Here is a 26,456-nt window from a genome sequence, read left to right as displayed (position 1 = left end):
TTGACCGACGTTTTCGACAGTCTGGGTGTGTTTGGCTATGGGGAAGTAACTTGAAAAAAGCAGTTCGATATCTGGCGCTCGCAGGGATTTGTCCGCTCACGGCATTCCTTGCGTCAAGTGCCTTAGGAAGCCGGGTCGACTCGTCTCCGTTCGGTGCCGCGGGTGATGCAAGAGCGTCGGCTCTTGTCTCAAAAATGACACTCGACGAAAAGATTCAACTTGTTCATGGTATTGGGATACCGAATCTGGGTATGGGCGGACCATTCCCGGTATGGGCGAAAGGTGCCGGTTATATTCCCGGTATCCCGCGGCTTGGCATTCCGTCGATCGCAAGTGCTGACGCGGCCGCTGGCGTTAGTGTGAAAGGATCAGGGGCAACTGCGCTGCCAGCACCCATAGCATTAGCTGCGACGTGGGACGAAGCAGTTGCGGCAGCCTACGGTGCCAGGGTCGCGAAGGAACTTCGGGCACTCGGGTATGCAGAAGCGCTCAATGGCGGTATCAATCTTGCACGCGAACCGCGTAGCGGCAGAACGTTCGAATACATGGGGGAAGATCCCGTCCTCGCGGGAACGATGGGCGCGGCGATGACGAGAGGGGTTCAGTCTCAGAAGGTTATCGCAACGATCAAGCATTTCGCGTTGAACGGCCAGGAAACGAACCGGATGAAGAGCAACTCCATTGGTGACGAACGTACGATGCGCGAGACAGAATTGCTTGCGTTCGAAATTGCGGTGAAGGAGGGACACCCAGGAAACGTAATGTGTTCATACAATCTCGTAAATGGAATTTATGCTTGCGAGAATCCGTACTTGCTCAATACGGTTCTAAAGAACGAGTGGGGTTTCAAAGGCGTCGTTCAATCAGATTGGGGGGCGACACATAGCACCGTTGCTGCTGCCAATGCCGGACTTGACGAGGAGCAGCCTGGGGAGGTGGGTGTAGACGTAGAGAAGAAGGTTCCTATCTTCGTATCGCGTTTCAGTTCAAAACTGAAGGAGGCGGTTTCTTCCGGAACGGTACCGACATCCCGTCTAGACGACATGGTTCGACGAAAGTTGGCTGTGCTAATCGGTACTGGCGTGATGGACGATCCCCCGAAGCCGAACGGCAAAGTAGACACCGCTGCCGGAAACGCCGACGCGCTATCGTTTGCACGGCAATCACTTGTGCTGTTGAAAAATGCGGTACCTTCCAGTGCTCGGCAGCCGGTACTTCCACTGAATTCTCGCGAACTATCATCTATCGTTGTCATTGGCGGACGTGCTGATTCGGGTGTTCTCTCCGGCGGCGGTTCTGCCAATGTTCCAGCGTCGAATGGCAACGCGGTCGCGAATTGCCAGTATTACGTAAACACGCCTATGGGGGGATGTGCGATCTGGTATAAGTCGCCGCCCCTTGACGCAATCAAGGCGAAGGTACCAAACGCGAAAGTTACCTACTACGACGGAATTGATGCGATGTCTGCCGCCAACGCGGCTGCGCGTGCTGATGTGGCGATCGTATTTGCAACACAGTGGGAAGCTGAGGCGCGGGATCTCAGAAGTCTTGCATTGCCCGACAGCAAGTCGACTCCGATCAGCGCTGAGTATGATCAGAACGCTCTTATCACCGCTGTCGCTGCGAAGGCCAAACGAGTGATTGTGGTTCTGCAAAACGGAAGTCCGGTGTTGATGCCATGGCTCCCCAACGTACATGGTGTCTTGGAAGCCTGGTTCCCTGGCGTACAGGGCGGGCAAGCGATCGCAGATGTGATATTTGGCGATGTAAACCCGTCGGGAAAATTGCCGATAACGTTCCCGCAGCAAGACTCGGATCTCCCCCAAAAGGCGGTTAGTCGTACCGAGTTGGACGTAAAATATCGCGAAGACCTGTTGATGGGATACCGATGGTATGACGCCAATGATATCAAGCCACTTTTCCCGTTCGGATTCGGACTTTCATACACGAATTTTTCTTATTCAAAACTCAAAATTCGAGCCGATTTATCGAATAATGTCACTGTGAAATTCACATTGAAGAACACAGGTGCACGTGCGGGTGCGGAAGTGGCGCAGGTCTACGCGCAGTTGCCTTCGGGGCTGGGGGAACCACCGCAGCGACTGGTTGGATGGGCGAAAGTATTCCTAGCGCCGGGGCAGACGAAGGAAATTACCTTGGCGATTCCAGTCGCACGTTTTGCCACGTGGAATGTCGACGATCACGCATGGCAGGTCAACCCAGGCATCTACAAGCTCAATGTGGGAGGGGGGTCTCGAGATGCGTCTGCGTTGACAAAAGATGTTGAATTAAGCGTGGGGCAGCCCTGAAAAGGAGCATGCCTCAAACGGAGTTGCCAGAAATTGACATCCGTCGATTTCACGTGAATGGTGACTTGTAGAAATTTTATTGAGTGAGCGGTGAACTTTCCTCTATTGTATATATTAAATATAGTGCAAGTTCACCACTCTGATTATTCGGCGACGTTGTTAGAAGCGTCTAACATACAGATTACTGCCCGAGTGTTGAGCGGAGTGGGAGATTAATTGACTGAAATGGCAGTGATTTGCGTCGTGACCATTCTGGGAGGCACGTTGCCGACCGTTTGAGCGGGTAGGTAAAAAGCCTGCTGCGTGAGGTACACAACAAAAGTCTCGGCGGTCTCGACGGAATGCCGTTCCTCTATGTTGGTTCGAGTTAACGATCGTCACAAGACGATGTTCTAGTTTTCGGAGTTGAAGATGAGTCATACTACAAATATGACGGCGCCGTTGGTTGCTGGATTGTTGGTATCGTTCACCGCCCTTGCTCTTGGCGCGAGCAATGGTCCGATCTTCGTGTCGAGCCCGGCCCTTGACAGGCACGTCATCTACCAAGATTTCGCGTTCTATCAGCCGTACGATGGGACGGCGTATCGAACGCTCGCACATCAAGCGCCGGAGCTCCGCAGGCTTGGTATTACCGATGTATGGTTTGCTCCACCATACCACGCACTCGACGACGGACGATTCGGCGAAGGATACGCTGTGATTGACCGCTATGATCTTGGAGAGTTTCCACAGGGGCGTAACAATGCAATCGCGACGAAGTATGGTACGAGCTCTGAATTGCATGAGGCCATCGAGAGCATGCATCGGCAACATATTAATGCGATCGTGGACATCGTTCCGAACCAGATATTCCTGTCGGAACGCGAGGTGGTTAGTGCCAGTGCCGTGGACCGATTCGGGATTCCGAGCAGTCCTACGGTAGCTAACATTTTCTATCCCGGATATACAAAAGGGGGCGGCCTTGGGCAGAGGAAGTATGGGTTAATCAAGCAGTGGAGCGCGATGTATGAAAACGGTACCTCGCCGCAGGGGATTGGCCTCGATCGAATCATGATCGACGGTGCCGGAGCGCCCTATCGGTACTACGGCCCGGGCGACGCACGCAATCATCTGCCAACCTGGCTGGCCAGCACTGACGCTGCGAAGCTCGGCGAACTCAATACGATCGACTCGTATCTATCTGTAGACGGCGGCTATGCAGTGAAAGGTACGACCACGGCGATTCCGGCTTATCGATCGTATCTACTATACTACGTCGATCCCCACCGGAATTCGACGACCCAACGCTATCTCGAGTACATGCGAACGCATGGCTTTCCTGGAGGCACCGATGATGCGGTGCGCCAGAGTATCGTCAATGGCGACACCGGTGCAGTATCCGCTGCGACAAAGGCTTACCTTGCGTTGCAGCCAGGATACTCGGCGACTTCGGAGGGAGGTATCTGGGCGTTTCGCTTCAACAAGTCCGACAATGGAGATGTTGGCAAGAACGTGATGCGCTTCGAGTTTCTCCTCGGTACGGATATCGACAACAGCAACAGCGTCGTACAGGCGGAAACGCTTAACTGGCAACGCTTCTTGCTCGACAAGTACCACTTCGACGGATTCCGGTTCGATGCTGCGGATCACTACAGTACCGAAATCATGAGACAGTCGGCGGAGATGATGTCGGCGCGGTACAGCCAGGAGATGGACAAACATCTCAGCGTAATCGAGTCGTACCAGAACCTCCGTTTCGGGAATCCTCAGATTGCCTTGGAGAACAGCAATCGAAATGGGCAACTAGCATACGATACAACGCTGTACGATGCGATGTACAACACGTTGGGGCAAGCAAATCCAAGTGAGCCGCTTAGCGACGTGTTCACAAAGTCGATTGTCGGTCAGGCGCGCTTGGGTGTCGGTGAAGCGATTCCCAACTGGTCGTTCGTCACGAATCACGATCTGGAACATACCGTTATCTCAAGTATTCCTGTACCACCGACTGAGATTAATGGTTTAACGGTCGACGCAGCACAACAAGTTGCGCAGATGAGGATCTACGACAACGATCGCAGGCTGAGCGCTAAGCAGTACGCACCTTATAACGTTCCTGCTGCATACGCTGTGATGCTGACCAACAAAGATACTGTACCGACGGTTTTCTATGGCGACATGTATGAGAGCGACAAGGGGTACACGTCGGTGAAGACGCCATACTACGATGCAATCGTTCGCTTGCTAATGATTCGGCAAAAGTACGTATCGGGTGCGCAGATTGTTACCTACTACCAGACCAACACATCTCCCAACGTGGCGGGGCAGGATCTAGTGGCGAGCGTACGTATCGGTACTGACCGACATACGGGCGTTGCAACAGTGGTAGGCGACAATCCGGCCACAAGTACGACGATCCAGATCAACATGGGCATGCTGCACGCGAACCAGATCTTCTCGAACTTGTTCGGCCAGTGGCCCGAACGCATTCAGTCCGATTCACGTGGGGTGCTGACCGTACACGTCGTTGGATCGTCGACGCCGCAAATCCACGGCTATTTGGGTGTTTGGGTGCCCACGTCGGAGGATGAAGGCGCGATCACGGGGTATTCAGGCTAAACGAGTTACATGCTGCGTATGTTGTCAGCGGCAAGGCCTGATGAGGGTGCTGATTGGCTCGATTGATCAGAACGCGCACCTATTTCTCAACGATGTCACGCCAACGAAACTGGATAAGTCTCTATTCCCCGAGTACGAAATCCAGTTGACAAATGCAACCATAGACTGGCCGCCGGCGCGATTGCGTTGCGGTCCGAGACAGCTTGCTGAATTCCGAACTTACCGTAGACCATTTATGATCGTGAAGAATTCCATTATGAACGTTCTAGTCGTTCGCATCCTCGTTGGGGTAGTCGCACTTGTTTGTGCGCACCTGGCCCACGCGCACATCCACCCAGTCCATCAGTTTCCGTCTGGATCTGCAGCAGTGAGCGTGGGAACCAAGGATGTGACTATTGATTTTGATGAGCGCCTTGAGCCGGCCTTTAGTTCAGTCACGGTGATGGACGCCCACGGGGTTTCTATGAATAGCGGACAAGCGGTTGTTGATTCTGCGAATCCGAAGCGCATCTCCGCACAACTGAAGCCTCTGGCAATGGGCAGGTACACAGTGATGTGGGTGGCAGTAGCCGCTGATGGGCACCATAGGCAAGGCCAATATACGTTCACTGTCAAGTAAATGCTATGCACCTCATCGTACAGATTGGTTTCGCAGTAGTGCAAGACCTGCTGTTCGCGGTTGTTTTGGGAGCACTTGCTTGCGAAGCGCTACTTGGGCAATGGGGACGGTTGTTGCAGACGGAGCCGGCTCGATGGCGCATGGGGGCGTTATGCAGCCTTGCAGTGGCGCTCGTTCTGAACTTGTGGTTTCAGTCCGCGGCGATGCGCGGCAAACCAATTAGTGAGGCGGGCCCGGAAATAGCTATTGTGATGGCGCAATCTCATTATGGTATCGCGTGGGCCGTATGCTTTTCCGGCGTAATCCTTGCAATCCTCGCTGGCACACGAACAACGGGATTGGCGTGGCTAGGCGCGCTTGCTGGGGCAATTATCTACTCGTCCGGCAAGTCAGCCGCAAGCCATGCGGCTGACGCTGGTGACTTCACGCGAGGTGAGGCGGTTTACGCGACGCATCTTTTCGCAACAGCGTTGTGGGCTGGCAGTGTGACGTTCGCGACCCGCATTGTGCACGGAGTGGGAAATTCATTGTCAGCAGTGGCCGTCCGTCGCATGTTCTGCGTGCGGCTGTCACAGTTGGCGACAATTGCGCTAGGTGTGGTCGTTCTGACGGGGGCGTACTGCACTGCAAGCAATTCAAGCTTGTCCTGTTTGCCATCGCGAGATTCTTGGTATGGTCGCGTACTGATATTCAAGCTCGCTTTGGTCGCGTTTTCAGTGTTACTGGGATTCCTCAATAGAACGAAATATCTACCACGCCTGAAGGCTGCTGCCAGTGGTAGTGAATCGTTCCGATGCGCTCAGAGGAACTTCAACAGGATCTTAACTGTGGAAGCTGTTGTCATGATCGCGGTGCTGTGCGCGGCGGCTATTCTAGGAAACACGTCGCCGCCAGATGGCTGACCATAGGGGACAGCGTGTTGAATATCTTTTGAGGTGGTCAATCAGTCATTTATTTATGGGAAACAAAATTTGGTTGCACGTATTTAATTTGGACTACTAATGTTTGTTTGGTGATTTTGTGGGAATTGTATTGCACGAATCATTTAACTTGGAAACATGGAGTGGTTATGCGAGTTCATATTTTTACGGCCGCTTTAATCGGGGCGCTGTTCGGATTGAACGCAGCTCATGCTCAAAGTGCTGCGCCTGGCGCACCGGGTGTAGTCGGTGCATGGACTCCCGCCAACAAGCACGGGTTTGGTACCTCAACCACGACTGAGAGCAAGGTCTGGTTCACTATCGGAAGCGACGGCCTCAACGAAGTCTACTACCCCCGCCTCGATACTCCCAGCATTCGCGACCTGCAGTTCGTCGTGTCGGACGGTCGGACCTTCGCGGAGCGCGAAAGTACTGGTGCGCAGCACCGGACGGAACTGGTCAATCAGCATAGCCTCACTTATCGCCAGATCGGGCTGTCAAGTAGCGGACGGTATCGCCTCACGAAAACGTTCACCACGGACCCGTCCCGATCGACATTGCTTGTAGACGTAGATTTTGAGTCACTAGACGGCCGCCCCTATCAAGTGTATGCGTTGCTCAATCCGGGGCCGGGTAACAGTCTGGCCAACACAGCCGGCGGAACGTTCGATGGCGTGCTCGTGGCAAACAACGGCAATGTTGCGACCGCTTTCTCGGCGAGCCCGCGATTCACGCGTACTTCGAATGGTTACCTAGGAACGAGTGACGGCTGGCAGGATGTGAGCGGCCATCTACGTATGGATTGGACCTACGCATCGGCCGCGCAGGGCAACGTCGTACAAACCGGACAGACCGTACTCGACGGTGTGAAGCACAGGCACATCACACTGGCGATCGGTTTCGGCGAAACTTCGTCACAGGCTGAAATGAATGCGCAGAAGTCGCTCACAGTTGGTTTTACGCCGATCGCGGCGGCCTATGCTGAGGGCTGGGACGCTTACCTCCGATCGCTCAGACCGACTCCCGAAAGCGTACGAGATAAACCCGAGGTATACAATTCAGCGTTGATGGCCTTGGCTGCACACGAGGATAAGACCTACAGAGGCGCCTTCGTCGCTTCGCCCTCTATGCCGTGGGTATTCGGTCATCGAGATCCGTCGGGCGCATATCACCTAGTCTGGGCTCGCGATCTCTACCAGATGGCTACTTCGTTGCTCGCTGCTGGCGACCGGGGGGCAGCCGAGCGTGCGATGACGTGGCTGTTCAATTCGCAACAAAAGGCAGACGGTTCATTTCCACAAAATTCTCAGGTTGATGGAACGCCGCGCTGGACCGGCCTGCAAGTTGACCAGGTCGCGTTCCCGATCATCCTTGCTTGGCAACTTGGCCGATTCGACAACGCGACATATCTCAATCACGTAAAGAAGGCTGCCGACTTCATTGTCGCATATGGGCCTACCACCCAACAGGAACGCTGGGAGGAGCAGAGCGGGTATTCGCCGGCAACGATCGCAGCCGAGATCGCGGCGCTTACTTGTGCTTCCGATATCGCGCGAAAAAATGGCGACGCAGCATCGACGAACACCTATGCGACGCTGGCCGACACATGGCAGCGGAGTGTTGAGTCGTGGACGGTCACACATTCCGGCCCGTATTCCGTTCGACCGTACTACTTGCGCTTGACCAAGGACGGAAAGCCTGACGCCAGCACGGCATATGACGTCAGAAACAGTGGGCCTAGTAATGTCGACCAACGGGCAGTTGTCGATCCGAGCTTTCTCGAGCTGGTACGGCTTGGTGTGAAGCGCGCAGACGATCCGATTATCAGGAATACGCTGACGGTCGTTGATGGCCAGCTCGGTGTGGAGACGCCGAACGGCAAGTTCTGGCATCGCTATAACTTTGATGGTTATGGAGAACAACGGGATGGAAGCGAATTTAACGGTATGGCCTTTGCTGCGGGGAGTCAGATGACAATCGGTCGGATCTGGCCCATATTCGCCGGTGAGCGTGGCGAATATGATCTCCTCGCAAATGACGCCAATGGTGCGCGCTTGCAACTTGCTGCGATGGGGGCTGCGGCGAATGACGGCCTGATGATTCCTGAACAGGTATGGGATTTCAATGCTCCGTCTGGCCAGCCTGGATTTGTGCCTGGGACTGGCAGCACTTCCGCTACGCCGCTTGCGTGGTCGGAAGCGCAGTATGTAAGACTAGCTTTGTCGATTGATCGTGGCGAGCCGGTTGAGTTGCCGACGATTGTTGAATGCAGGTACACGCATCGTTGTCGGAAGTAAGAAGTTTCTATTGATGGTCGCCGGGAACGGCGACCGCTGAGAAGAAGTTAGTGTAACTGAAATCGCAATCCAGCTAATAGGGGACGGTGGACGTCGCGCTGACATATCCAGCAACATTCGAGCATTCATTGCCAATGAGAGGGAATCCATGAAGACGAGTTACAGAATGATGATGTACGTCGTGGCTGCGGTATTTTCACTGGGCGCGCACGCGCAAAGTCAGACAGCCGAACCGGCCACGAAGGTCAGCGGCATGTCGGCAACGGCTGCGTCATGGTCGCACGCGTCGAAGAAGATCGAGCGCGCAGCGAACCGGCAGTTCTCAAAGAAAGTGCGTCAGGCGATCTTTAAGACAAAGGGACTGGCGGGTACTGAAATCGTTGTGTTTGGTATTGCTGCGACGGGTCAGGTTACACTCGCCGGTTTCATTGATGATCAACAGCAGGAGAATCAGGCAATGATGGCGGCGGAAAAGGTGCCGGGAGTCAAGTCGGTGACGAGCAAGCTGATGGTGCGCGAAAATGTGCATTGATCCGCAAGCAATGGAATCAACCTCAGAGCTATTCTGCATCCGACCGCCTAAGGAGAGACAACATGACCCGCACCGCTTCCCTCGTACTTCTTTCCATCGTACTGCTGGCAGCTTGTACGACAGCGTCAGTTACTTCTGAACCTGCCACTAGCATGAACGGCGTTCTGGTCGGCCCGAACCGTATGACGCTCTACGTCTTCGACAAAGACTCGGCTGGTTCGGGCAAGAGCATGTGCAATGGCCTGTGTTCCAAGAACTGGCCGCCGCTGATCGTGTCCACTAGTGATGCGCCATTTGGTCCCTGGAGTGTGATCGTCCGCGACGATGGTGGCAAGCAATGGGCTTATATGGGACGTCCGCTGTACTACTGGGCAAAGGACGCCAGGCCCGGTGATATGACAGGAGACGGCCTTCTCAACAACGCCTGGCATTCGGCAAGACCTTAATTGATCATCGGGCACGCGAACTTCTATATTCGGCGCTCGCATTGCTATTTGTGTGCTCCGGGTCGAATTGGCGGATCCAACAGACCGCGGCGGTGGCACGATGTCATTGCGAGTACGCTATCGTCATATTTGAAGGACGACACGATGCCACCCATGACTACGCTGTGCTTCCCAAGAGGACACTGACAAGAAGCGAGTTGGCAGTGTTCACGCGTATGTCGAACGGAGGCGGGCAGCCAACTCGTCTGGCCGAGCGAGTTTAAGCGGTGGTCGGGAGAGGCGCGCAGCGATGTGGCAGTTACGCGTCGATGTCGCTGACCTTGTGTGGCGGCAAGCTTGTCAAGACGTCCTTCCGATGGGCCCCTGGATCGAGTCCGTTCAGTTGCGTGGAACTGTTCAAACTCATGATGGTGGCCGCGCGCTGACCCACACGCGGCTATCCTGCGAACAGCCAATTTTTGCGATTATGCCAACGTTGGCATATGCGCCGAAACTATCTGTTCGCCGGCGCGTACTCAGGTGGTGAATGGGAAATACCGCTCGCCTCGCGAGTTCAGGCGGGCTGCGGTGCCATCAATCTAACGGCGTCCGCGTGTCCTGAGTTAATGGGACAACTCCACTGCACGCTGGCAATGATACACATGCACTGCATGCCTTCCGATCGTTGGCGAAACCGGAAACTCACAACGTCAAGACTGAATGGGCTCCACGCTCACAGGTGACCAATGCGGGTCGCGCCGCCGCGAAACTTGACCAATTCGGTTGACCTTCCCACGGTGGGAAGGTTTAGTGTGTTTCGACGCTGCGTCCGCTGTCCACTGCATATAGGTCCTGCTTATGAGAAATTCCGAATCACGCCTCGCAATCTCAGCCGTGCTCATCACGCTCTGTTTCATGGGCGGAGTCGCCGAAGTTGCCTCGGCGGCCGGTATGGCTTCTCTCCTTTTTCCCGAGCTTGCCGCGCTGTCCTATGACGTATTCGTTCGGCCGCATGGCACTTGGGCCCGCGCCCCCTTGATGCTTACGCTCACTCCGGCGGTGACTGCCATGCTGGGTGTGTTTGTCAGCCGTCATTTGCCGTATTCTGCGGCATCGATTGCGATTTGCATCGTGGGAGCGATCGCAATCCTGAGGGTTATGCGCTCGCCCGTTGCACCTGCAATCTCGTCCTGCATTCTCGCGCTGTCGCTCGGCGAGAGAAGCTGGTGGTATCCGATCTCGATCCTGATCGGCACTGGGATGCTCGCCGTGCTGGCTGCAGTCTATCGGATCGTCTTCGACACCGCAGCATCACATTTGGCGCCGAGCGTCGACGATCAGCTCAAAAACGAACTTGAAGCATTACCCGACCAATTTGTGTGGGCACCGTTCTTCGCACTATTCCTCAGCACAACATACCTTCTTTCAAAAGCGACCGGAATGAAGATGTTGCTCTTCCCGCCGCTCGTCGTCATCGCCTTCGAAATGTTCGCGCATGCGAACGTCTGTCCCTGGGCGCAGCGGCCCGCATTGTTGCCGGCGGTGTGTACGCTCGCAGCGGTAGTCGGCGTCGCAGCGCTGGCGACTTTTGGTCCGGGCGTCATCTCGACGTTGCTGGCTACACTATTCGGCATTGTAATGCTACGTATGACCCGCCTCCATGCAATCCCCGCACTTGCCGTAGGGCTCCTACCGCAAGTCATGCCTCAAGTCGACTGGCGTTTCCCGCTTGCTGTCGGCATGGGCAGTGCGCTATTGACAATGAGTTTCCTACTCTTCAAGAAGGCGTCAACACTCGGACGCAGCGTCGCGCAATGAACGGCGTTTCCCGATGAAGTAGCCGTATTATTTCCCCGCATCGAGCATAGTCACTCGAGATACACGGGTTCGTTTAAGCGCGACTGGAGCGTTAGAAACTTTGAGGAAAAGGCCGCCGGATGCCCGATATTCGCGAAGCGTTACCCAGCGACTTAGGGCAGCGTGGTCGTCGCGATGTTGGAACTGATTTGGCCATAGTACTGGAAAACAGTTTGATAATGCTCGGGAGTGGTAGAGCACATCCGAGACGCACAGTGCTTTAATGTGCAGGGTCGTAGCCAGATCAAGCTTGCCGCCGCTTTGACAAGGCGGCTTTTCGGTCCATCGTATTCCGTCAAGAATCTCGCAGGCTGCGCTCAATTCTAGCGACGATAGTACCCAGATAAAAGCATTGTGGAGCGCCAGGCAGAATCGAATCTCGCGGCAGTTCATTGGCCAACTTGCAAGCCGTGTGTCGCAGTGGCAACTTGTGGTTGCGAAGAGGTTATAAGAAATAATCGGAATATACGGGATGAGTATTAAAATTGCGTAGACAATAATGTTTGGTGCATTGCGATGCATTGCGATGCATTGCATTGCATTGCATTGCATTGCATTGCAATTCAATTCAATTCAATTATAAGAGATTGCTTGGACTTTAGATGGGCTTTCCAAGCGGAGCGACATCCTCGATCAATCCCCCATTTTCACTTACGCGACGGTGGTCCCGCGCGTGTTTGGGTTCTGATTGGTGGAATTGGGGGGCAGCGCGAAGCAAACCGTATACTACACGTTGCGGCATGGTCCAGCTAACAGATAGATCGGTCGCCGGAGACTTGACCAAAAATGGTCAACGTTCGCGTTGCACACTCATCCCGCTTTGTCTACTTTTGAGCCAGTCAAGCAGTGATCGTGCAGCATTTGCATCGCATGGCCAAACATTGGATGATTTTACCCGGCAACGCATAGGATAGAGATTGTGCGCGCGTCAATTCGCGACTTCGAGCCTGCCGCCCGAGTATCGATCGAGCACACAATTAGCTTCCGGCGCGATGCCCGGCAGTGATCCGCGCGAACGATCGGATCGACGCGGATGTTGTCGCATTCTTGCGGTGTATTACGGCCCCCTCGACCTGCGGCGCAGGCAGTGATCGCAGGCAAGCCGAGTCGATGAATCATATAAATGATGGAGACACTGATGCAGGAAGTCTGTGAGCCGCTCACGTCCGGCGAACCCACTCAGTCCGCGGCGGCTCAGCCCCTTCAGGCGCGCCGGTCGATGCGGTTCATCGCAATGATCGCGACTCTCGGTGGCCTGCTGTTCGGCTATGACACTGGGGTCATCAATGGCGCGCTGGCGTACATGACCCAGGATCTCGGGCTCACGCCGCTGACCGAGGGGCTCGTGACCAGTTCTCTGCTGCTCGGCGCCGTGATCGGCTCGGTGGCTTCGGGCCTGGTAGCGGACCGCTACGGGCGCCGGATGAGCATCATGATCCTGGCGGTCCTGTTCCTTGGGGGCGCGTTGTCATGTACTTTCGCCCCGACCGTTTCGATGCTGATTGCCGCGCGATTCGTGCTGGGCATCGCGGTGGGGGGGGCATCGATCTGCGTACCGACCTACCTGGCCGAACTGGCGCCCGTGCATCTTCGTGGGCAGATCATCACGCAAAACGAGCTGATGATCGTCTCCGGCCAAATGATCGCATTCATCGTCAATGCGACGATGGGCAGCCTGTGGGGTAGCGACCATGGCATCTGGCGCTGGATGCTGGCCGTCGCGACGTTGCCGGCGGTCGGGCTGTGGTTCGGCATGCTGGTGATGCCGGAAAGCCCGCGCTGGCTGGCCTCGAAGGGCAAACTGCACGCAGCTTGGAAAGTATTGCAGCAGGTGCGCGACTTCCAGTCAGCTCAGCAGGAGTTCGATTCGATTCGCAACGCCGAGCACCGCCACGCCCATCCGGCCCTTCGCACCGGGCCGGGCTTGTCGGCGCCCTGGGTCCGCCATGTCTTCTGGGTCGGGATCGGGATTGCCATCGTCATGCAGGCGACCGGAGTAAATTCGATCATGTTCTACGGTACGCAGATCCTGACGAATTCCGGCTTTGGACGGGAGACGGCACTGATCGGCAATGTGGCGAACGGGGTGATCTCGGTCGTGGCGACCTTGGTCGGCATCCAGGTGCTCGGCAAGATCGGTCGCCGACCGATGTTCCTGCTCGGCCTGAGCGGTACGACGCTATCCTTGCTGATGATCGGCTTGTTCTCCCAGTTCCTGCCGGTATCGTTCCTGCGTGCGTGCCTGATTCTGGTCGCCATGGCGTGTTTCCTCGGCTTCATGCAGGCGCTGATCGCACCGGTATGCTGGGTGTTGCTGGCCGAACTGTTTCCGCTGCATATTCGCGGCTTCGCAGTGGGCGTAGCCGGTTGCGTGCTGTGGATGGTCAATTTCGTGCTCGGGCTGAGCTTCCCGTCGCTGGTCGCCTATGTCGGCATTTCAAGCACGTTCTTCGTATTCTTTGTCATCGGCATGGTGTCGATTGCGTTCATCTGGCGCAACCTGCCCGAAACGAGGGGGCGCAGCCTCGAGGAGATCGAGGCGCATTTCCGCAGCCTGTACGGCGGCGCGGAGCAGGCACGATGAGCGAGGATCCTGTCGTGCCCCCGGCTGGCACGAGGCGTAAGCGCGATGCACGGTTTGTCGAAATAGCGGCCGAGGCGGGCGTCAGCGAGGCCACGGTCAATCGCGTCCTCAACGAACGGGGCAGTGTTTCGGAGTCGGCGCGCGAGCGCGTAATCGCGGCGGCGCGCCGGCTGGGCGTGCGCCGCGTGCTGCCGGACAGCCGGCATGGCCTGATTCATATCGACGTGCTGCTTTCGCACGGCGACACGCCGTTTTTCCGCCGCCTGAATGCGGCGCTGCAACGTTCGGCCCAGATCCTCGACAAGCGCATCGTCCTGCATCGGCTGATTCTTCCCGAGTCGGACCGGGCGGTGGTCGACGCGATCAGCAACTGCCGGTACCGCCGCGCCGGGATGATCATCACGACGCGTGACACGGCGCCGGTGCGCGCGGCGCTGAGCGAGGCGATCGATCGAGGCGAAACGGTCGTCACCTTGATGACCGATATCAGCGAGATTTCGCGTGCCCACTTCGCCGGGATCGACAACGTGGGCGCTGGCCGCACCGCAGGCTACTTCATCGGGCGGCTCGCCAAGCGGGCCGGGCGTGTGCTCAAGCTTTGCGGAAGCCGCAGTTTTGGCGCGCACCGCGACCGGATCGCCGGTTTTCGCGTGGCGCTCGAGGGGGCCGAAACCGAGCTCGAGTATCAGGGCGTCGAGATCGAGACGCTCGACAACGCCGATGCGTGTTATCGCGCGGTGTTGCCTGCGCTGAAGCAGGGCGATTTGGTCGGCATCTACAACAGCGGTTATGGTTCGGCGGGCATCGCCGCGGCGCTCAGGGAATTCGACGTGGCCGGCAAGGTGGTGTGGATCGGTCACGAGATGCTGGACGAGCACCGCGCCTATATCGACGAAGGCACGATGGATATCGTGATCGACCAGAATCCCGACGCGCAGGTGATTTCCGCGTTGCAGCACCTGCTGTACGGTTGCGGGGTGCTTGAGACCACGCCACCGATCGGGCCAGTCGAGTTCGGCGTTTTCTGCGCAGCGAACGTTCGACGCAGCCCCTATCTTTCCCCCGACGATTGAATGGCGGCGGCAAGTGGGCATGGATCTGCGCGCGGCCGAATCGCTTTGCCTGTCACTGCCGGCCGTTGTCAGTGAAGCATTCCAGCCGGCCCCTTGCGGGGCCGGCGCTACTTCCTGGGCGACTATTTCGCCAGCATCCATTCATGCGCCGGATCGTTGCGGAAGTGCCAGACGCGCTTCGGTCCCGCCATCACGTTGAGGTAGTAGCTGCGATAGCCGTGCGGCGCGACCACCGGATGATAGCCTCGCGGCACCATCACCACGTCGTGGTTCTCGACCGCATAGGCTTCGTCGATGTCGCGCGAATCGGTATAGACGCGCTGGAACGCGAACCCCTGCTCGGGGTCGAGCCGATGGTAGTAGGTCTCTTCCAGCACGCTTTCGACCGGGATTGCGTCGACGTCGTGCTTATGCGGTGGATAGCTGGACGCGTGCCCGGCCGGCGTCACCACCTCGACCACCAGCAGCCCTTCCGCTGGTTCCGTTTGCGGAAGGATATCGCAGACGTAGCGAGTATTGGTGCCGCTGCCGCGCACCGATCGCGCGATCGACGCGGGCTCGATCAGGCGGGCTTCGTATCGGCCGGTCGCTGGCGCCGTGCAGAGCGCGATTTCGGCTGCGTCGACGGCATCGATCGACACGCTGCGGCCCGGCGGCACGTAGGCCGCATGGGGCGAGCGGTCCTCGAACACACTGCGTCGTCCGCCGACGTCGCGCCAGACCCGATCGCCGGTCGTGATCGTCACGGTGCCGGTCAGCACCACGATGCAGAGTTCGTCGTTGACGGTGTCGATCGCGAGTCGCTCGCCGGCGGCGAGCCGCTTGGCGGCGAAGCCGACGTGGCGCCAGCCGGCGCTGGCCGGCGTGACGGTGACGATATCGCGTCCGCTTGCGCGTCCCTTGATCAGCAGTTTGCTCATGCTGCCTCCTGTTGCGGGCGAGCCTGGCGCCAGATGCGAATCAGGGTCTCGAACGACGCGCGCACGCGGCGGATCAGTTCGCCGTCGTCGATCTCGCCGTCAAACCACGCACGGCTCGATTCGTAAAAGATCGAGCGGCCGACCGTGAAACCGCGGCAGGTTCGGCTGGCGGCAGCATCGATTAAGCCTTGCGCAAGCGTTTCAAGCGGAGCGTTCAGGCCGAGCAGTACGACGCCGCGGCAATACGGGTCACGCGCCTCGATCAGTGCGTCGATGCGGCGCCAGGTCTCGGTCGGCATCGATTCGAGCTTCCACCAGTCGGGCTGGATGCCCAAGTCGTAGAGGCGTTCCAGCGCGCGCACCACGGCGTCCGGCGATGCGGGGCGATCCTTGGGCGGGATCACTTCAAGCAGCAGTTCGTGGCCGCTGACTGATACCGCCTGCTGGAGCGCCTGCAGTTGCGCTTCCTGTTCGAGTCGATGCTCGAGAGCATCGTCGGGATGATATTGAACGAGGCACTTCACGATATGCTCGCGCGGCCAGGAAATGAGCGCTGATCCTGTCGACCGTCCGTGTTCGAAGCGCAGCGGGTTCGAGCCCGGCAGTTCGACGGGTCGGCCGATCCACCAGTTGCGGCCGGTGGCGGTATTGAGTGCATCCTGTCCGAAGCGATCGTCGATCAGCACGGCCATCTTGCCTTGGCCGCCGATTTGGGCCTCGGTCTCGGCGACGGCTTCGACGAAGAGCTGCTTGAGCGTGCCGATCCGCTTTTCATCAGCACCGGCTTGCCGCGCCAGTTCCGCGAGCTGGTCGCGGTGGTCGAACGCAAAGCCGAGCACCTCGTCCCACGACTTGCGGTTTGGGCTGACACGATGCAGGCGGTTCAGCGCGGGATCACGGTCGGGGCGGCTCATGCGGGCCGAATTCGTGAGGAAATAGTCAAGCTCGGCCGGCGTCGGCATGGCCGGCGCGCACGCATGGCGCGAGACCACCAGCGCGCCGCAAGCGTTGGCGTACGCGCAGCAGGTGGTTTCGTCCGCGCCGGTCAGCCAGCCTTTGAGAAAGCCGGAGATGAAGGCGTCGCCGGCGCCGAGCACGTTTAGCACCTCGACCTGCACGCCGGCGTGCAGGCGGCCGTCGTCGATGCTCGCCGGAATCGCGCCGTCGAGTATCGTGCATCCGAGCGGACCGCGCTTGACCACAAGGGTGGCGGGCGTCGCCTCGCGAACGACACGCAGTGCAGCCATCAGGTCGTCATGGCCGCCGGCGATGCGGAACTCCTCTTCGGTGCCGACGATCAGGTCGAACATCGGCAGGATGCCGCCCAGGTGGTGGCTGACGCTGCCGTCCGCGATGAAGCGCGTTTCGCCGTCCGCCTTGCCGGTGAGGCCCCACAGCACGGGCCGGTAGTCGATGTCGAGCACCGTTCGCACGTCGTGACGTCGTGCGTATTCGAGCGCCTTCATGCTGGCGCGATGTACGCGCTCGGTCGAGAAATGCGTACCAGTGATCAGCAGCGCCCGGCTCGACGCGATGAACGACTCGTCGATGTCCTGCTCGTCGATCGCCATGTCGGCGCAATTCTCGCGATAGAACACCAGCGGAAACGTGTCTCGATCCTTGAGACCGAGCAGGACCAGCGCGGTCAGGCGTTCGGGGTCGAGGCGGACTTGGCTGACGTCGCAGCCTTCCTGCTTGAGCGCGTCGAGGAGAAAGCGGCCCATGTGGTCGTTGCCGACCCGCGAAAGCATCGCCGATTTCAGCCCGAGCCGGGCCGTGCCGAAGGCGATGTTGGCGGACGAACCGCCGAGGTAGCGGGCGAAGCTGGTGACGTCCTCGAGGCGGGCGCCGACCTGTTGGCCGTAGAGATCGACGGCGAGCCGTCCCAGGCAGATCAGGTCGAACTGGCGTTCGGACATGAGCGTCGGTGTATGCACGATGGTTTCCTGTCGTCTTGAGTCTGAGCGGATGAGCGGTTGGGCGGTGCCGGATGTCAGGCGAGGCCGAGGCCGCGCTTGACGGTCTCCAGCATCATCCGGCTCGATTCGTCGGCCCGGTCTTCCCACGCGAACACGGCTACGGTCGCGATGCCGTCGAAGCCGATCTCGCGAACCTTCGAAAAGAACGTGTCCCAGTCGATTTCACCTTGGCCGATGTCGAGATGCTGGTGCACGGTGGCTGTTACGCCGGGGGGATTGACGATGTAGCGCAGGTTCGACGATGCGCGGTGGTTGTAGGTGTCGGCGATGATCAGGTGCGTGAGCTTAGGCTTCGCATACTCGAGCATCGCGGCGATGTCGCCCACGCCGTCGTCGTAGAAGTAGGTGTGCGGGACCGCGTACAGATAGTTGAGCCAGGGTTTGTCGAGGCCGCGGATGATGTCGACCGATTCGTTGTTGCGCTCGCAGAAATCGTAGGGATGCGCCTGGATGTCGAGGCTGATGTGCTCGCGTTCGAACACGGGCATCAGCTCCTCCATCGAGCGCATGAACTGGTTCTCGCTGGCGAGCGCATGATTGGACTGGCCGCTGAATTCGGTGTTCATCAACGGACACTCCATCTCGACCGCTACCTGGATCGCGCGCTTCCAGTTGCGCACCGCCGCCTCGCGCAGCGATTCGTCCGGACTGGCCCAGTGATACAGCGGCAGCAGCGACGACAACTGCACGCCGGTATCGAGCAGCGCAGCCTTGAATTCGCGAATGCGTGCCTTGTCGACCCGCGGGTATTTGTAGAACGGCAGGAAGTCTTCGCGGGGCGAAAGCTCGATGTGGCTGTAGCCGAGCTCGGCGACTTTCTCGACCATCTTGGGCAGCGGCAGATGGCGGTACATGTAGGGGTCAAGTGCGATACGCATGTCGGTTCCTGGTGAGTGAGACGGAATGCGGGCGGCAGGGCGCGCGCTCCGCGTCGGGTCGATTCGGTTGGGTCAGTAGCGGCGGGCGGTGGCGAGTGCGGCCTTCATGCGTTCGGCGGCGCGTTCGATACGCTCGCTGGTCGAGACTTCCGGCACGCCTACGTGCCACCAGGAGGCGTACTTGTGCACCATCGTCTTCGGCAAGACCTTGATGTCGATAAGGGTGGAAACGCGCTGCGTGCGGGCGTCATCGAGCGCGGCCTCCAGTTCCTCGATGCTGCGTGCCGTGTAGGTCTTGCAGCCGTAGGCCGCCGCATTGGCGGCGAAATCGACGGGCACGAAGGCGCCGTCGAGCCGGCCCGTGTCGGCGTTGCGGTGCCGGAATTCGGTGCCGAAACTGCCCATCCCGTGTTCCATCTGCAGGTTGTTGATACAGCCGAAGGTCATGTTGTCGAACAGCAGGACGTTGATCTTGCGGCCTTCCTGTATCGAGGTGACGAGTTCCGAGTGCAGCATCATGTAGGAGCCGTCGCCGACGAATGCAAACACGTCCTTGTCGGGCTGTGCGAGCTTGACGCCGAGTGCGGCGTTGACTTCGTAGCCCATGCACGAATAGCCGTACTCGACGTGGTAGCTGTCCTCGCCTTTCGCGCGCCAGATGCGCTGCAGGTCGCCGGGAAGGCTGCCCGCGGCGGCGACCACCACGTCGTGTTCGGTCAGCTTGCGATCGAGCACGCCGAGCACGCGTGACTGGGTCAGCGACGAGCCGGTCATGCGTACGAATTCATCGAGTACCGCGCGGTCGAGGTGGTCGTCGATTTCCGGCACGAAGTGGTCGGTGCCATAGGTCACGGCAAACAGGCGTTCCTCTTCGGCGCGCAGGCGTGCGACCGCCTGCGCGATCTCCTCGCGATAACCATGCCGGTGGCCGGTCGGGTAGCCTGCCTCGTCCAGCGAGGCCCCGAGCGCGCTCAGGCCGGCCTTCGCATCGGCCTGAATCGACAGACCGTCGAGCTTGCCCGCATCGAAGCCGTTGACGTTGATGTTGACGAACCGCACCTCGGGATCCTGGAACAACCATTTCGACGCGGTCGTGAAATCGGTGTAGCGCGTGCCGACGCCGATCACGAGATCCGCGCGGCGCGCGATCTCGTTGGCGGCCAGCGAGCCCGTTTCTCCGATGCCACCGAGATTGAGCGGATGGTCCCAGGGCAGCGCGCCCTTGCCGGCCTGCGTATGCGCGACCGGGATGTCGAAGCGCTCGGCGAAGCGGCGCAGCTCGGCGGCCGCGCCGGCGTAGCGTACGCCGCCGCCGCAGATCAGCAGCGGGCGCGTGGACGGCGCGATAAGGGCGGCAGCGCGCGCGATCGATGCCGGCGCGGCGGGGCGGCGGTCGACGTAGTGCACGCGCTCGGCGAGGAAGGTTTCCGGGTAGTCGTAGGCCTGGGCCTGCACGTCCTGCGGCAGCGCCAGAACCACCGCGCCGGATTCGGCAGGATCGGTCAGCACGCGCATCGCGTTGAGACACGCGCTCATCAGTTGCTCGGGGCGTGCGATGCGATCCCAGTATTTGCTGACCGGACGGAACGCATCGTTGGTGCTGATCGACAGGTCGTGCGTCTGCTCGATCTGCTGAAGCACCGGGTCAGGTTGGCGTCCAGCATGCACATCGCCCGGCAGTAACAACAGCGGAATGCGGTTGGCGCTGGCGGTCGCGGCAGCCGTCACCATGTTGGCCGCGCCCGGGCCGACCGAAGAAGTACATGCATAGATCTGCCGGCGGCGCCGTTGCTTGGCGAAGCCGATCGCCGCGTGCGCCATGCCCTGTTCGTTGCGGCCCTGATGCACGACGAGCCGGCCGGGATCCTGTTCGAGCGCCTGGCCAAGGCCCAATACGTTGCCGTGTCCGAAGATCGTGAAGATGCCCTTGACGAACTTGATGCGCTCGCCGTCGATCTCGACATACTGATTGTCGAGAAAGCGTACGAGTGCCTGCGCCATCGTTAGCCTGATATGACCCATGAATGATCCGTGCGGTGGAAAGGGATGAATGCAAGGAGGCGACGCGAAGCGATGTCGGCGCGATTTGCTCGCCTCATCGCCTCGCCTGCGAGCGCAAATGCGTAGCGGGCGGGGACGTGTCTCCAGCATTGTTTTCTCGACGCAGGCAAGGGCGGACCGGCTCGGTTCGTTGCATGGACTGCGTCGCGTTCGTCCATAAATTAAGAGGTCAGGCGCGTGCCCATCAACAGAAAGATTGACCATTTATGGTCATCGCGTGGTTGCCGATTCGATGCCGCTCGTCCTGACCATTTATGGTCACGAATGTTGTTGCGGCGGCATTGCGCGTCTCTAAACTTCGATACTGAACTATCGAATGAGGTCTTGAGGCTTACGGTCCGAAACGGCCGTGAGAGAGCCGATCGAGCCACCGGAGACATGCAACCGACCCGTCCGCTTGCCAGGCAAGCGCGCCGCTGGCCCTGAACATCTCTCCCATACTCGCCTCGTTCGTTTGAACCTCTGCCGGTCTGGCAGCGCATGCAGTCAATTCGACCGGCAGGTCAATTGAAAATACTTAGGAAGTCGATATATGAGCAAGAAGCTTCGTATCGCTGTAGTCGGGGCCGGCCTGATGGGATCCGATCATGTCGAGCGCATTGCGCGCCGCATAGTCGGTGCCGAAGTCTCGGCCGTTGTCGATATCGATGCCGCTCGCGCCCGCACCGTCGCCGACAAGGCGCCAGGTGCCGTGGCGGTGCCGGGGATCGAGCAGGTCCTGGCCGATCGCCTGGCCGATGCGGTCGTCATTGCCACACCCGGCTTCCTGCATGAAGCCACGCTGCTTCAGGTGCTGTCCGAGGGGCTTCCAATCCTGTGCGAGAAGCCGCTGACGCCCGATGCGCAATCGTCCTGGCGGGTCGTCGAAGCCGAAGTGAAGCTCGGTCGGAAGTTGATTCAGGTTGGCTTCATGCGTCGTTTCGATGCCGAGTACCGGCAGTTGCGCGAGCTGATCGCCACGCGTCGGCTCGGCGAAACGCTGATGCTGCATTTCTCGCATCGCAACGCTGCCACGCCGGCGAGCTTTACGAGCCAGATGCTGGTGAACGATTCCGTGGTGCACGAGTTCGACGGCATCCGTTTCCTGACCGGCGAGGAAATCGCTTCAGTGCAGGTTCGCCTGGGCCGGCCTACGCGACACGCGCATCCGGGTCAACACGATCCGCAGCAGGTTCTGATCGAAACGGCGAGCGGCGTGCTGGCCGACGTCGAGATCTTCGTCAACGCGCGATTCGGCTATCAGGTCGCGACGCAAGCGGTGTTCGAGGACGGCATCGTCAACATCGGCAACGACGGCGGCCCGTATGTGCGCAGTGCCGGGCAGTGGGGCGGTTCGGTCACCCCGACCTTCGTCGAGCGTTTCGAGGCGGCGTTCGATCTCGAAGTGCAGACCTGGGTCGACGCGGCGCACAACGGCACGATCGATGGCCCGTCCGCGTGGGACGGCTATGCGACGGCGGCCTGCTGCGAGGCAGGCGTGGCGGCCCAGCGCAGTGGTGAGAAAGTCGCCGTGGTGCTGAACGACAAGCCGGCCCTCTACCGCGAGGCCTGACGTCGAGCGGGTTCCTCTCACACCGCGCGTGCCGGCAAGTTCGGGCGCGCCTGAGCACATCATCAATACAGTCGGAAAACACCATGAAACTTTCGTTCTGCACGGACAGCCTCGGCCACCTGCCATTCGAAGCGATGCTCGACAAGCTGTGTGAAATGAGCGTCTTCGGCGTGGAAATGACCTCGGGCGGATGGTCGTCCGCGCCCCATCTCCGCACTGACGAACTGCTCGCCGACGCGAGCAAGCGCCGCGCGCTGCTTGCCGCGCTGGAAAGCCGGGGCATGGAGATCGCCGCGCTGAACGTGTCGGGCAATCCGCTCGATCCGGGCGAGCTCGGCGCCAAGCACAAGGCAGACATGGAGAAGGCAATCCGTCTTGCCGGTGAACTCGGTATTCGCAAGATCGTCGCGATGAGCGGCCTGCCGCCGGCCAGCCCCGAGGATCGCGTACCGAACTGGATCACCTATACCGTGAGCTGGCCGGCGACGCTCAAGAGTCGTCTCGACTATCAATGGAACGACGTTGCGATTCCGTACTGGAAATCGCTGGTCGCGCAGGCGCGCGAGTCGGGTGTCGAAAAGTTCGCGCTCGAAAACTTCAGCGCAATGCTGGTGTGGAATCCGGAAACGCTGTTCCGGTTGCGCGACGCCGTTGGCCCGATGATTGGTCTCAATCTCGATCCGAGCCACCTGATGTGGATGGGTGCCGACCCGATAGCGGCGGCACGCGCGCTCGGCGACGCAATCCATCACGTCCACGGCAAGGACGCGCGTCTCGAACGCGGGCTGGTGGACGTCAACGGTCTGCTCGAAACGAAGCCGGTGGAGGATGTCGGCCGGCGTGCCTGGAATTATGTGGCCGTCGGTTGCGGCAAGGATCTCCAGTGGTGGAAGGAGTTCTTCTCGGTGGTGCGCATGACCGGCTACAACGACTGGGTGTCGCTCGAGATGGAGGACCTGACGATGTCGGTCGAGGCAGGCATTGCCACCTCGATCGACGCATTGAAGCAGACCATCAGCCGCTAGGTCGACGCGATCCGGCCTGACCGGGCCGACTCAAGCGGCGAGATCAAGAAACACAACGGAGACAGGCATGCACGGCGCCACCGGCGCGCCGCGGCGGGATCGCCCCTGCCGCAGCGCTGCACGGGCGTATCGCCGGCATGCCATCGGGTCGGCCCAAGCCGGCCCACGAGGAGCAAGCACATGGATAGCGAAGAATCGCAATACGTGCTGGAGATGCAGGACGTCTCTAAGGCATTCCCGGGCGTGCTCGCACTCGACCGGGTCAGCCTCAAGGTGCGCGCGGGCACTACTCACGTGCTGGTCGGCGAAAACGGCGCCGGCAAATCGACGCTGATGAAGATCCTGTCCGGCGAGCATCGCGTCGATTCGGGCGAAGTCCGCTTCAAAGGTGCGCCGTATCGTCCCACCGGCACCAAGGCCGCGCTCGAAACCGGCGTCGCGATGATCCACCAGGAATTGAGCCCGGTGCTCGACATGTCGATCGCCGAGAACATCTTTCTCGGGCGTGAGCCGACCTATGCGGCGTTCGGTGCGCTGTCGCGGCAGATGATCGATTTCAGGAGCATGGAACGCGATACTCAGGCGTTGCTCGACCGGCTCGGGCTCGACTATGCGCCCCGTCAGAAGATGCGCGAGCTCAGCGTGGCCGGCATGCAGCTGATCGAAATCGCCAAGGCGATCTCGCGTGGCGCATCGGTCGTCATCATGGACGAGCCGACGTCGGCAATCAGCGATACCGAGGTCGGCATGCTGTTCGAGCAGATCCGCGACCTGAAGGCGCGCGGGGTCGCGATCATCTACATCAGCCACAAGATGGACGAGATATTCCAGATCGCGGACGACATCACGATCATCCGCGACGGCCGCTATGTCGAGTCGGGCCCGGCCGACGAATACGACGAGAGCCGGCTCATCGCGGCGATGGTCGGTCGGCCGATCTCGAGCATTTTCCCGAAACTCGACGCGACGATCGGCGAGACCGTGCTCGAGGTCCGTAACGCCACGCGCCACGGCGTGTTCTCGGATATCGGCTTCAGCGTGCGACGTGGCGAGATCGTCGGGCTGGCCGGACTGATCGGCGCGGGGCGCACGGAAGTGGTACGCGCGATTTTCGGGCTCGATGCGCTCGACGAGGGCGAGATCGTGCTCGAAGGCGTGCCGTTGCGGATGAGGGGCAGCGATGCCGCGATCCGCTGTGGCATTGCGATGGTGTCCGAGGACCGCAAGGGCGAAGGGCTCGTGTTGTGTCGATCGGTGATGGAAAACATCTCGCTCGCGAACCTGAAGGGTTTCTCGCGGCGCGGCCTGCTCGACACGCGCCGCGAGCGTAACGAAGCGACGCGCATGCGCGAGATGCTGAAGATCAAGACCGCCGACCTGCAGACCGTCACCGGCAATCTCAGCGGCGGCAACCAGCAGAAGATCGCGATTGCGAAATGGCTGCTGCGCGACCTGAAGGTACTCATCCTCGATGAACCGACGCGCGGCATCGACGTCGGCGCGAAATCCGAAATTCACCGCCTGATGTCGCAATTCGCGCAGCAGGGGCTGGCCATCGTCATGATCTCGTCCGAACTGCCGGAGATTCTCGGCATGAGCGACCGCGTGATCGTGATGCGCGAGGGCAGGGTGGCCGGCGAACTGAGCCGGGGTGAGGCCTCGCAGGAACGAATCATGAAACTGGCAACCGGAGGTCAATGATGTTGAACAGCATGCAGGAAAATTCGATGCAGCCGCGCGCTGGCATCATGGCCTGGCTGAAGGGCGCGAGCCCGGCCGAGATTTACCGCAAATACGGCACGATGCTGATCTTCATCGGCATCGTGGTGCTCGCTTCGCTGGTCAGCGATGCGTTCCTGACCGTTCCGAACCTGACCAACGTGTTGCGGCAGGTGGTGGTCGTCAGCCTGCTCGCGTGCGGCGTAACCTTCATCATCATTCTCGGGCAGATCGACGTGTCGCTGGGCGCGGTCGTGGCCCTGACCGGCACGATTGCGGCGAGCGTAATGTCGCTTACCGGCAGCATCCCACTGGCAGTGGCGGCCGGGCTGGCGATGGGCGTGGTGGTCGGGTTCGTCAACGGCTTCATCGTCACGACCTTCGGCATTCCCTCGTTCATCACCACGCTCGCGATGACGACAGTGGCGCGTGGCGGCATCCTGCTCTATACCGGCGGCGCACCCATCAGCGACCTGGGCGACTTCGCCGTGATAGGCCAGGGTTCGGTCGGGCCGGTGCCGATCTCGGTACTGATCCTGATCGCCGTGCTCGCGGTGTCGTGGGTGCTGTTGAATCGCACGCGCTTCGGCCGCTATGTCTATGCAACCGGCGGCAACACGCGCGCCGCGCTGGCCTCCGGCATCAATACGCGACGCGTGACGACGATGGCCTTCGTCTACAGCGGTGTGCTGACCGCGATCGCCGGCATCGTGCTGATGTCGCGGATCAACTCGGGCCAGCCGGCTGGCGGTGTCGGCTACGAGTTCGATGCGATCACGGCCGTGGTGGTAGGCGGGACCAGCCTGATGGGCGGGACCGGCACGATCATGGGCTCGATGATCGGATCGTTGATCATCGGCGTGATCAACAACATCCTCAACCTTCTGAACGTCAGCTCCTACTGGCAGCAGATCGCCAAGGGGCTGATCATCGCGGTCGCAGTGATTCTGGACGTCAAGACCAAGAACGGTCGCGGCAAGCGCGTACGGCGTCCGGCCTGAGATCGGAACCGGACGAGCCGGGTCTCCGGCGTGCAGTGAAGCAGTGAGAGCAGCACTTAAAGCAAGTCGATGTTCAACCCGCAGCAGGTCAGACAACAACGGAGGAGCAT

Annotated in this window: 18 protein-coding genes and 1 pseudogene; 14 read left to right on the top strand and 5 right to left on the bottom strand. The window is 59.6% G+C overall.

Features of this window, described 5'->3' with window-relative positions; translation table 11 throughout:
- Nucleotides 1–50 precede the first annotated feature (50 nt).
- The 7 genes from HWX25_RS26845 to HWX25_RS26815 all read left to right on the top strand — a co-directional run bounded on the left by HWX25_RS26845 (nt 51) and on the right by HWX25_RS26815 (nt 9,718).
- On the top strand, nt 51–2,309 hold the full coding sequence (locus HWX25_RS26845) for a glycoside hydrolase family 3 C-terminal domain-containing protein (RefSeq protein ID WP_175911447.1): 2,259 nt from the start codon (nt 51–53) through the stop codon (nt 2,307–2,309).
- Between the two features lie 411 nt (nt 2,310–2,720).
- Nucleotides 2,721–4,904 carry a glycoside hydrolase family 70 protein gene (locus tag HWX25_RS26840; protein ID WP_175911446.1) on the top strand — a complete coding sequence of 728 codons (2,184 nt, stop codon included), beginning with the start codon at nt 2,721–2,723 and terminating at the stop codon, nt 4,902–4,904.
- Nucleotides 4,905–4,944: 40 nt separating this feature from the next.
- The gene (locus tag HWX25_RS33525; protein WP_244138798.1) at nt 4,945–5,523 is read left to right on the top strand and encodes a copper resistance protein CopC; all 579 of its coding nucleotides are present in this window, start codon (nt 4,945–4,947) and stop codon (nt 5,521–5,523) included.
- A gap of 5 nt (nt 5,524–5,528) precedes the next feature.
- Nucleotides 5,529–6,425 (top strand): CopD family protein, encoded by an 897-nt coding sequence (locus HWX25_RS26830; protein ID WP_175911444.1) that lies wholly within the window; start codon nt 5,529–5,531, stop codon nt 6,423–6,425.
- Nucleotides 6,426–6,592: 167 nt separating this feature from the next.
- Nucleotides 6,593–8,740, top strand: a complete 2,148-nt coding sequence (locus HWX25_RS26825) for a glycoside hydrolase family 15 protein (protein ID WP_175911443.1) — start codon at nt 6,593–6,595, stop codon at nt 8,738–8,740.
- 148 nt (nt 8,741–8,888) lie between these two features.
- On the top strand, nt 8,889–9,272 hold the full coding sequence (locus HWX25_RS26820; RefSeq protein ID WP_244137836.1) for a BON domain-containing protein: 384 nt from the start codon (nt 8,889–8,891) through the stop codon (nt 9,270–9,272).
- A 62-nt stretch (nt 9,273–9,334) separates the two neighbouring features.
- Complete coding sequence (locus tag HWX25_RS26815) at nt 9,335–9,718, top strand: hypothetical protein (RefSeq protein ID WP_175911442.1); 384 nt, start codon at nt 9,335–9,337, stop codon at nt 9,716–9,718.
- A 298-nt stretch (nt 9,719–10,016) separates the two neighbouring features.
- Here the strand turns inward: HWX25_RS26815 and HWX25_RS26810 are convergent.
- A pseudogene (locus HWX25_RS26810) lies at nt 10,017–10,181 on the bottom strand (IS66 family transposase); the annotation flags it as partial.
- Between the two features lie 374 nt (nt 10,182–10,555).
- Between HWX25_RS26810 and HWX25_RS26805 the strand changes: the two are divergent.
- The 3 genes from HWX25_RS26805 (at nt 10,556) to HWX25_RS26795 (ending at nt 15,211) form a co-directional block, all read left to right on the top strand.
- Nucleotides 10,556–11,515 (top strand): HPP family protein, encoded by a 960-nt coding sequence (locus HWX25_RS26805; RefSeq protein ID WP_175911441.1) that lies wholly within the window; start codon nt 10,556–10,558, stop codon nt 11,513–11,515.
- Nucleotides 11,516–12,677: 1,162 nt separating this feature from the next.
- On the top strand, nt 12,678–14,138 hold the full coding sequence (locus HWX25_RS26800) for a sugar porter family MFS transporter (protein ID WP_244115730.1): 1,461 nt from the start codon (nt 12,678–12,680) through the stop codon (nt 14,136–14,138).
- Complete coding sequence (locus tag HWX25_RS26795; RefSeq protein ID WP_175863188.1) at nt 14,135–15,211, top strand: LacI family DNA-binding transcriptional regulator; 1,077 nt, start codon at nt 14,135–14,137, stop codon at nt 15,209–15,211. Before HWX25_RS26800 ends, HWX25_RS26795 begins: the two co-directional genes overlap by 4 nt.
- A 122-nt stretch (nt 15,212–15,333) precedes the next feature.
- Here HWX25_RS26795 and iolB read toward each other — a convergent pair whose 3' ends face one another.
- From iolB to iolD, 4 genes are all read right to left on the bottom strand, one after another.
- Nucleotides 15,334–16,131 carry a 5-deoxy-glucuronate isomerase gene (iolB, locus tag HWX25_RS26790; RefSeq protein ID WP_043179537.1) on the bottom strand — a complete coding sequence of 266 codons (798 nt, stop codon included), beginning with the start codon at nt 16,129–16,131 and terminating at the stop codon, nt 15,334–15,336.
- A complete protein-coding gene (gene iolC, locus HWX25_RS26785; RefSeq protein ID WP_175911452.1) occupies nt 16,128–18,050 on the bottom strand; it encodes a 5-dehydro-2-deoxygluconokinase in 1,923 nt (640 codons plus the stop codon). Before iolC ends, iolB begins: the two co-directional genes overlap by 4 nt.
- A 74-nt stretch (nt 18,051–18,124) precedes the next feature.
- Nucleotides 18,125–18,988: a sugar phosphate isomerase/epimerase family protein gene (locus tag HWX25_RS26780; RefSeq protein WP_043179535.1), complete on the bottom strand. Its 864-nt coding sequence runs from the start codon at nt 18,986–18,988 to the stop codon at nt 18,125–18,127.
- A gap of 72 nt (nt 18,989–19,060) precedes the next feature.
- Nucleotides 19,061–21,010 (bottom strand): 3D-(3,5/4)-trihydroxycyclohexane-1,2-dione acylhydrolase (decyclizing), encoded by a 1,950-nt coding sequence (iolD, locus tag HWX25_RS26775; RefSeq protein WP_175863187.1) that lies wholly within the window; start codon nt 21,008–21,010, stop codon nt 19,061–19,063.
- Nucleotides 21,011–21,581: 571 nt separating this feature from the next.
- Between iolD and HWX25_RS26770 the strand changes: the two genes are divergently transcribed.
- The 4 genes from HWX25_RS26770 (at nt 21,582) to HWX25_RS26755 (ending at nt 26,346) form a co-directional block, all read left to right on the top strand.
- Complete coding sequence (locus HWX25_RS26770; RefSeq protein WP_175825360.1) at nt 21,582–22,601, top strand: Gfo/Idh/MocA family oxidoreductase; 1,020 nt, start codon at nt 21,582–21,584, stop codon at nt 22,599–22,601.
- 83 nt (nt 22,602–22,684) lie between these two features.
- Entirely contained in the window at nt 22,685–23,626 is a 942-nt protein-coding gene (locus HWX25_RS26765) for a sugar phosphate isomerase/epimerase (RefSeq protein ID WP_175863186.1), read from the top strand.
- A 180-nt stretch (nt 23,627–23,806) separates the two neighbouring features.
- Nucleotides 23,807–25,327: a sugar ABC transporter ATP-binding protein gene (locus tag HWX25_RS26760; protein ID WP_175863185.1), complete on the top strand. Its 1,521-nt coding sequence runs from the start codon at nt 23,807–23,809 to the stop codon at nt 25,325–25,327.
- 101 nt (nt 25,328–25,428) lie between these two features.
- Nucleotides 25,429–26,346 carry an ABC transporter permease gene (locus HWX25_RS26755; RefSeq protein WP_244135317.1) on the top strand — a complete coding sequence of 306 codons (918 nt, stop codon included), beginning with the start codon at nt 25,429–25,431 and terminating at the stop codon, nt 26,344–26,346.
- Nucleotides 26,347–26,456 lie beyond the last annotated feature (110 nt).

This window comes from Burkholderia sp. BCC1640, from assembly GCF_902833125.1.
GTDB classification, from domain to species: Bacteria; Pseudomonadota; Gammaproteobacteria; order Burkholderiales; family Burkholderiaceae; genus Burkholderia; species Burkholderia diffusa.
Note: the sequence above shows the minus strand (reverse complement) of the source record. Positions and strands in the feature narration are given on the sequence as shown.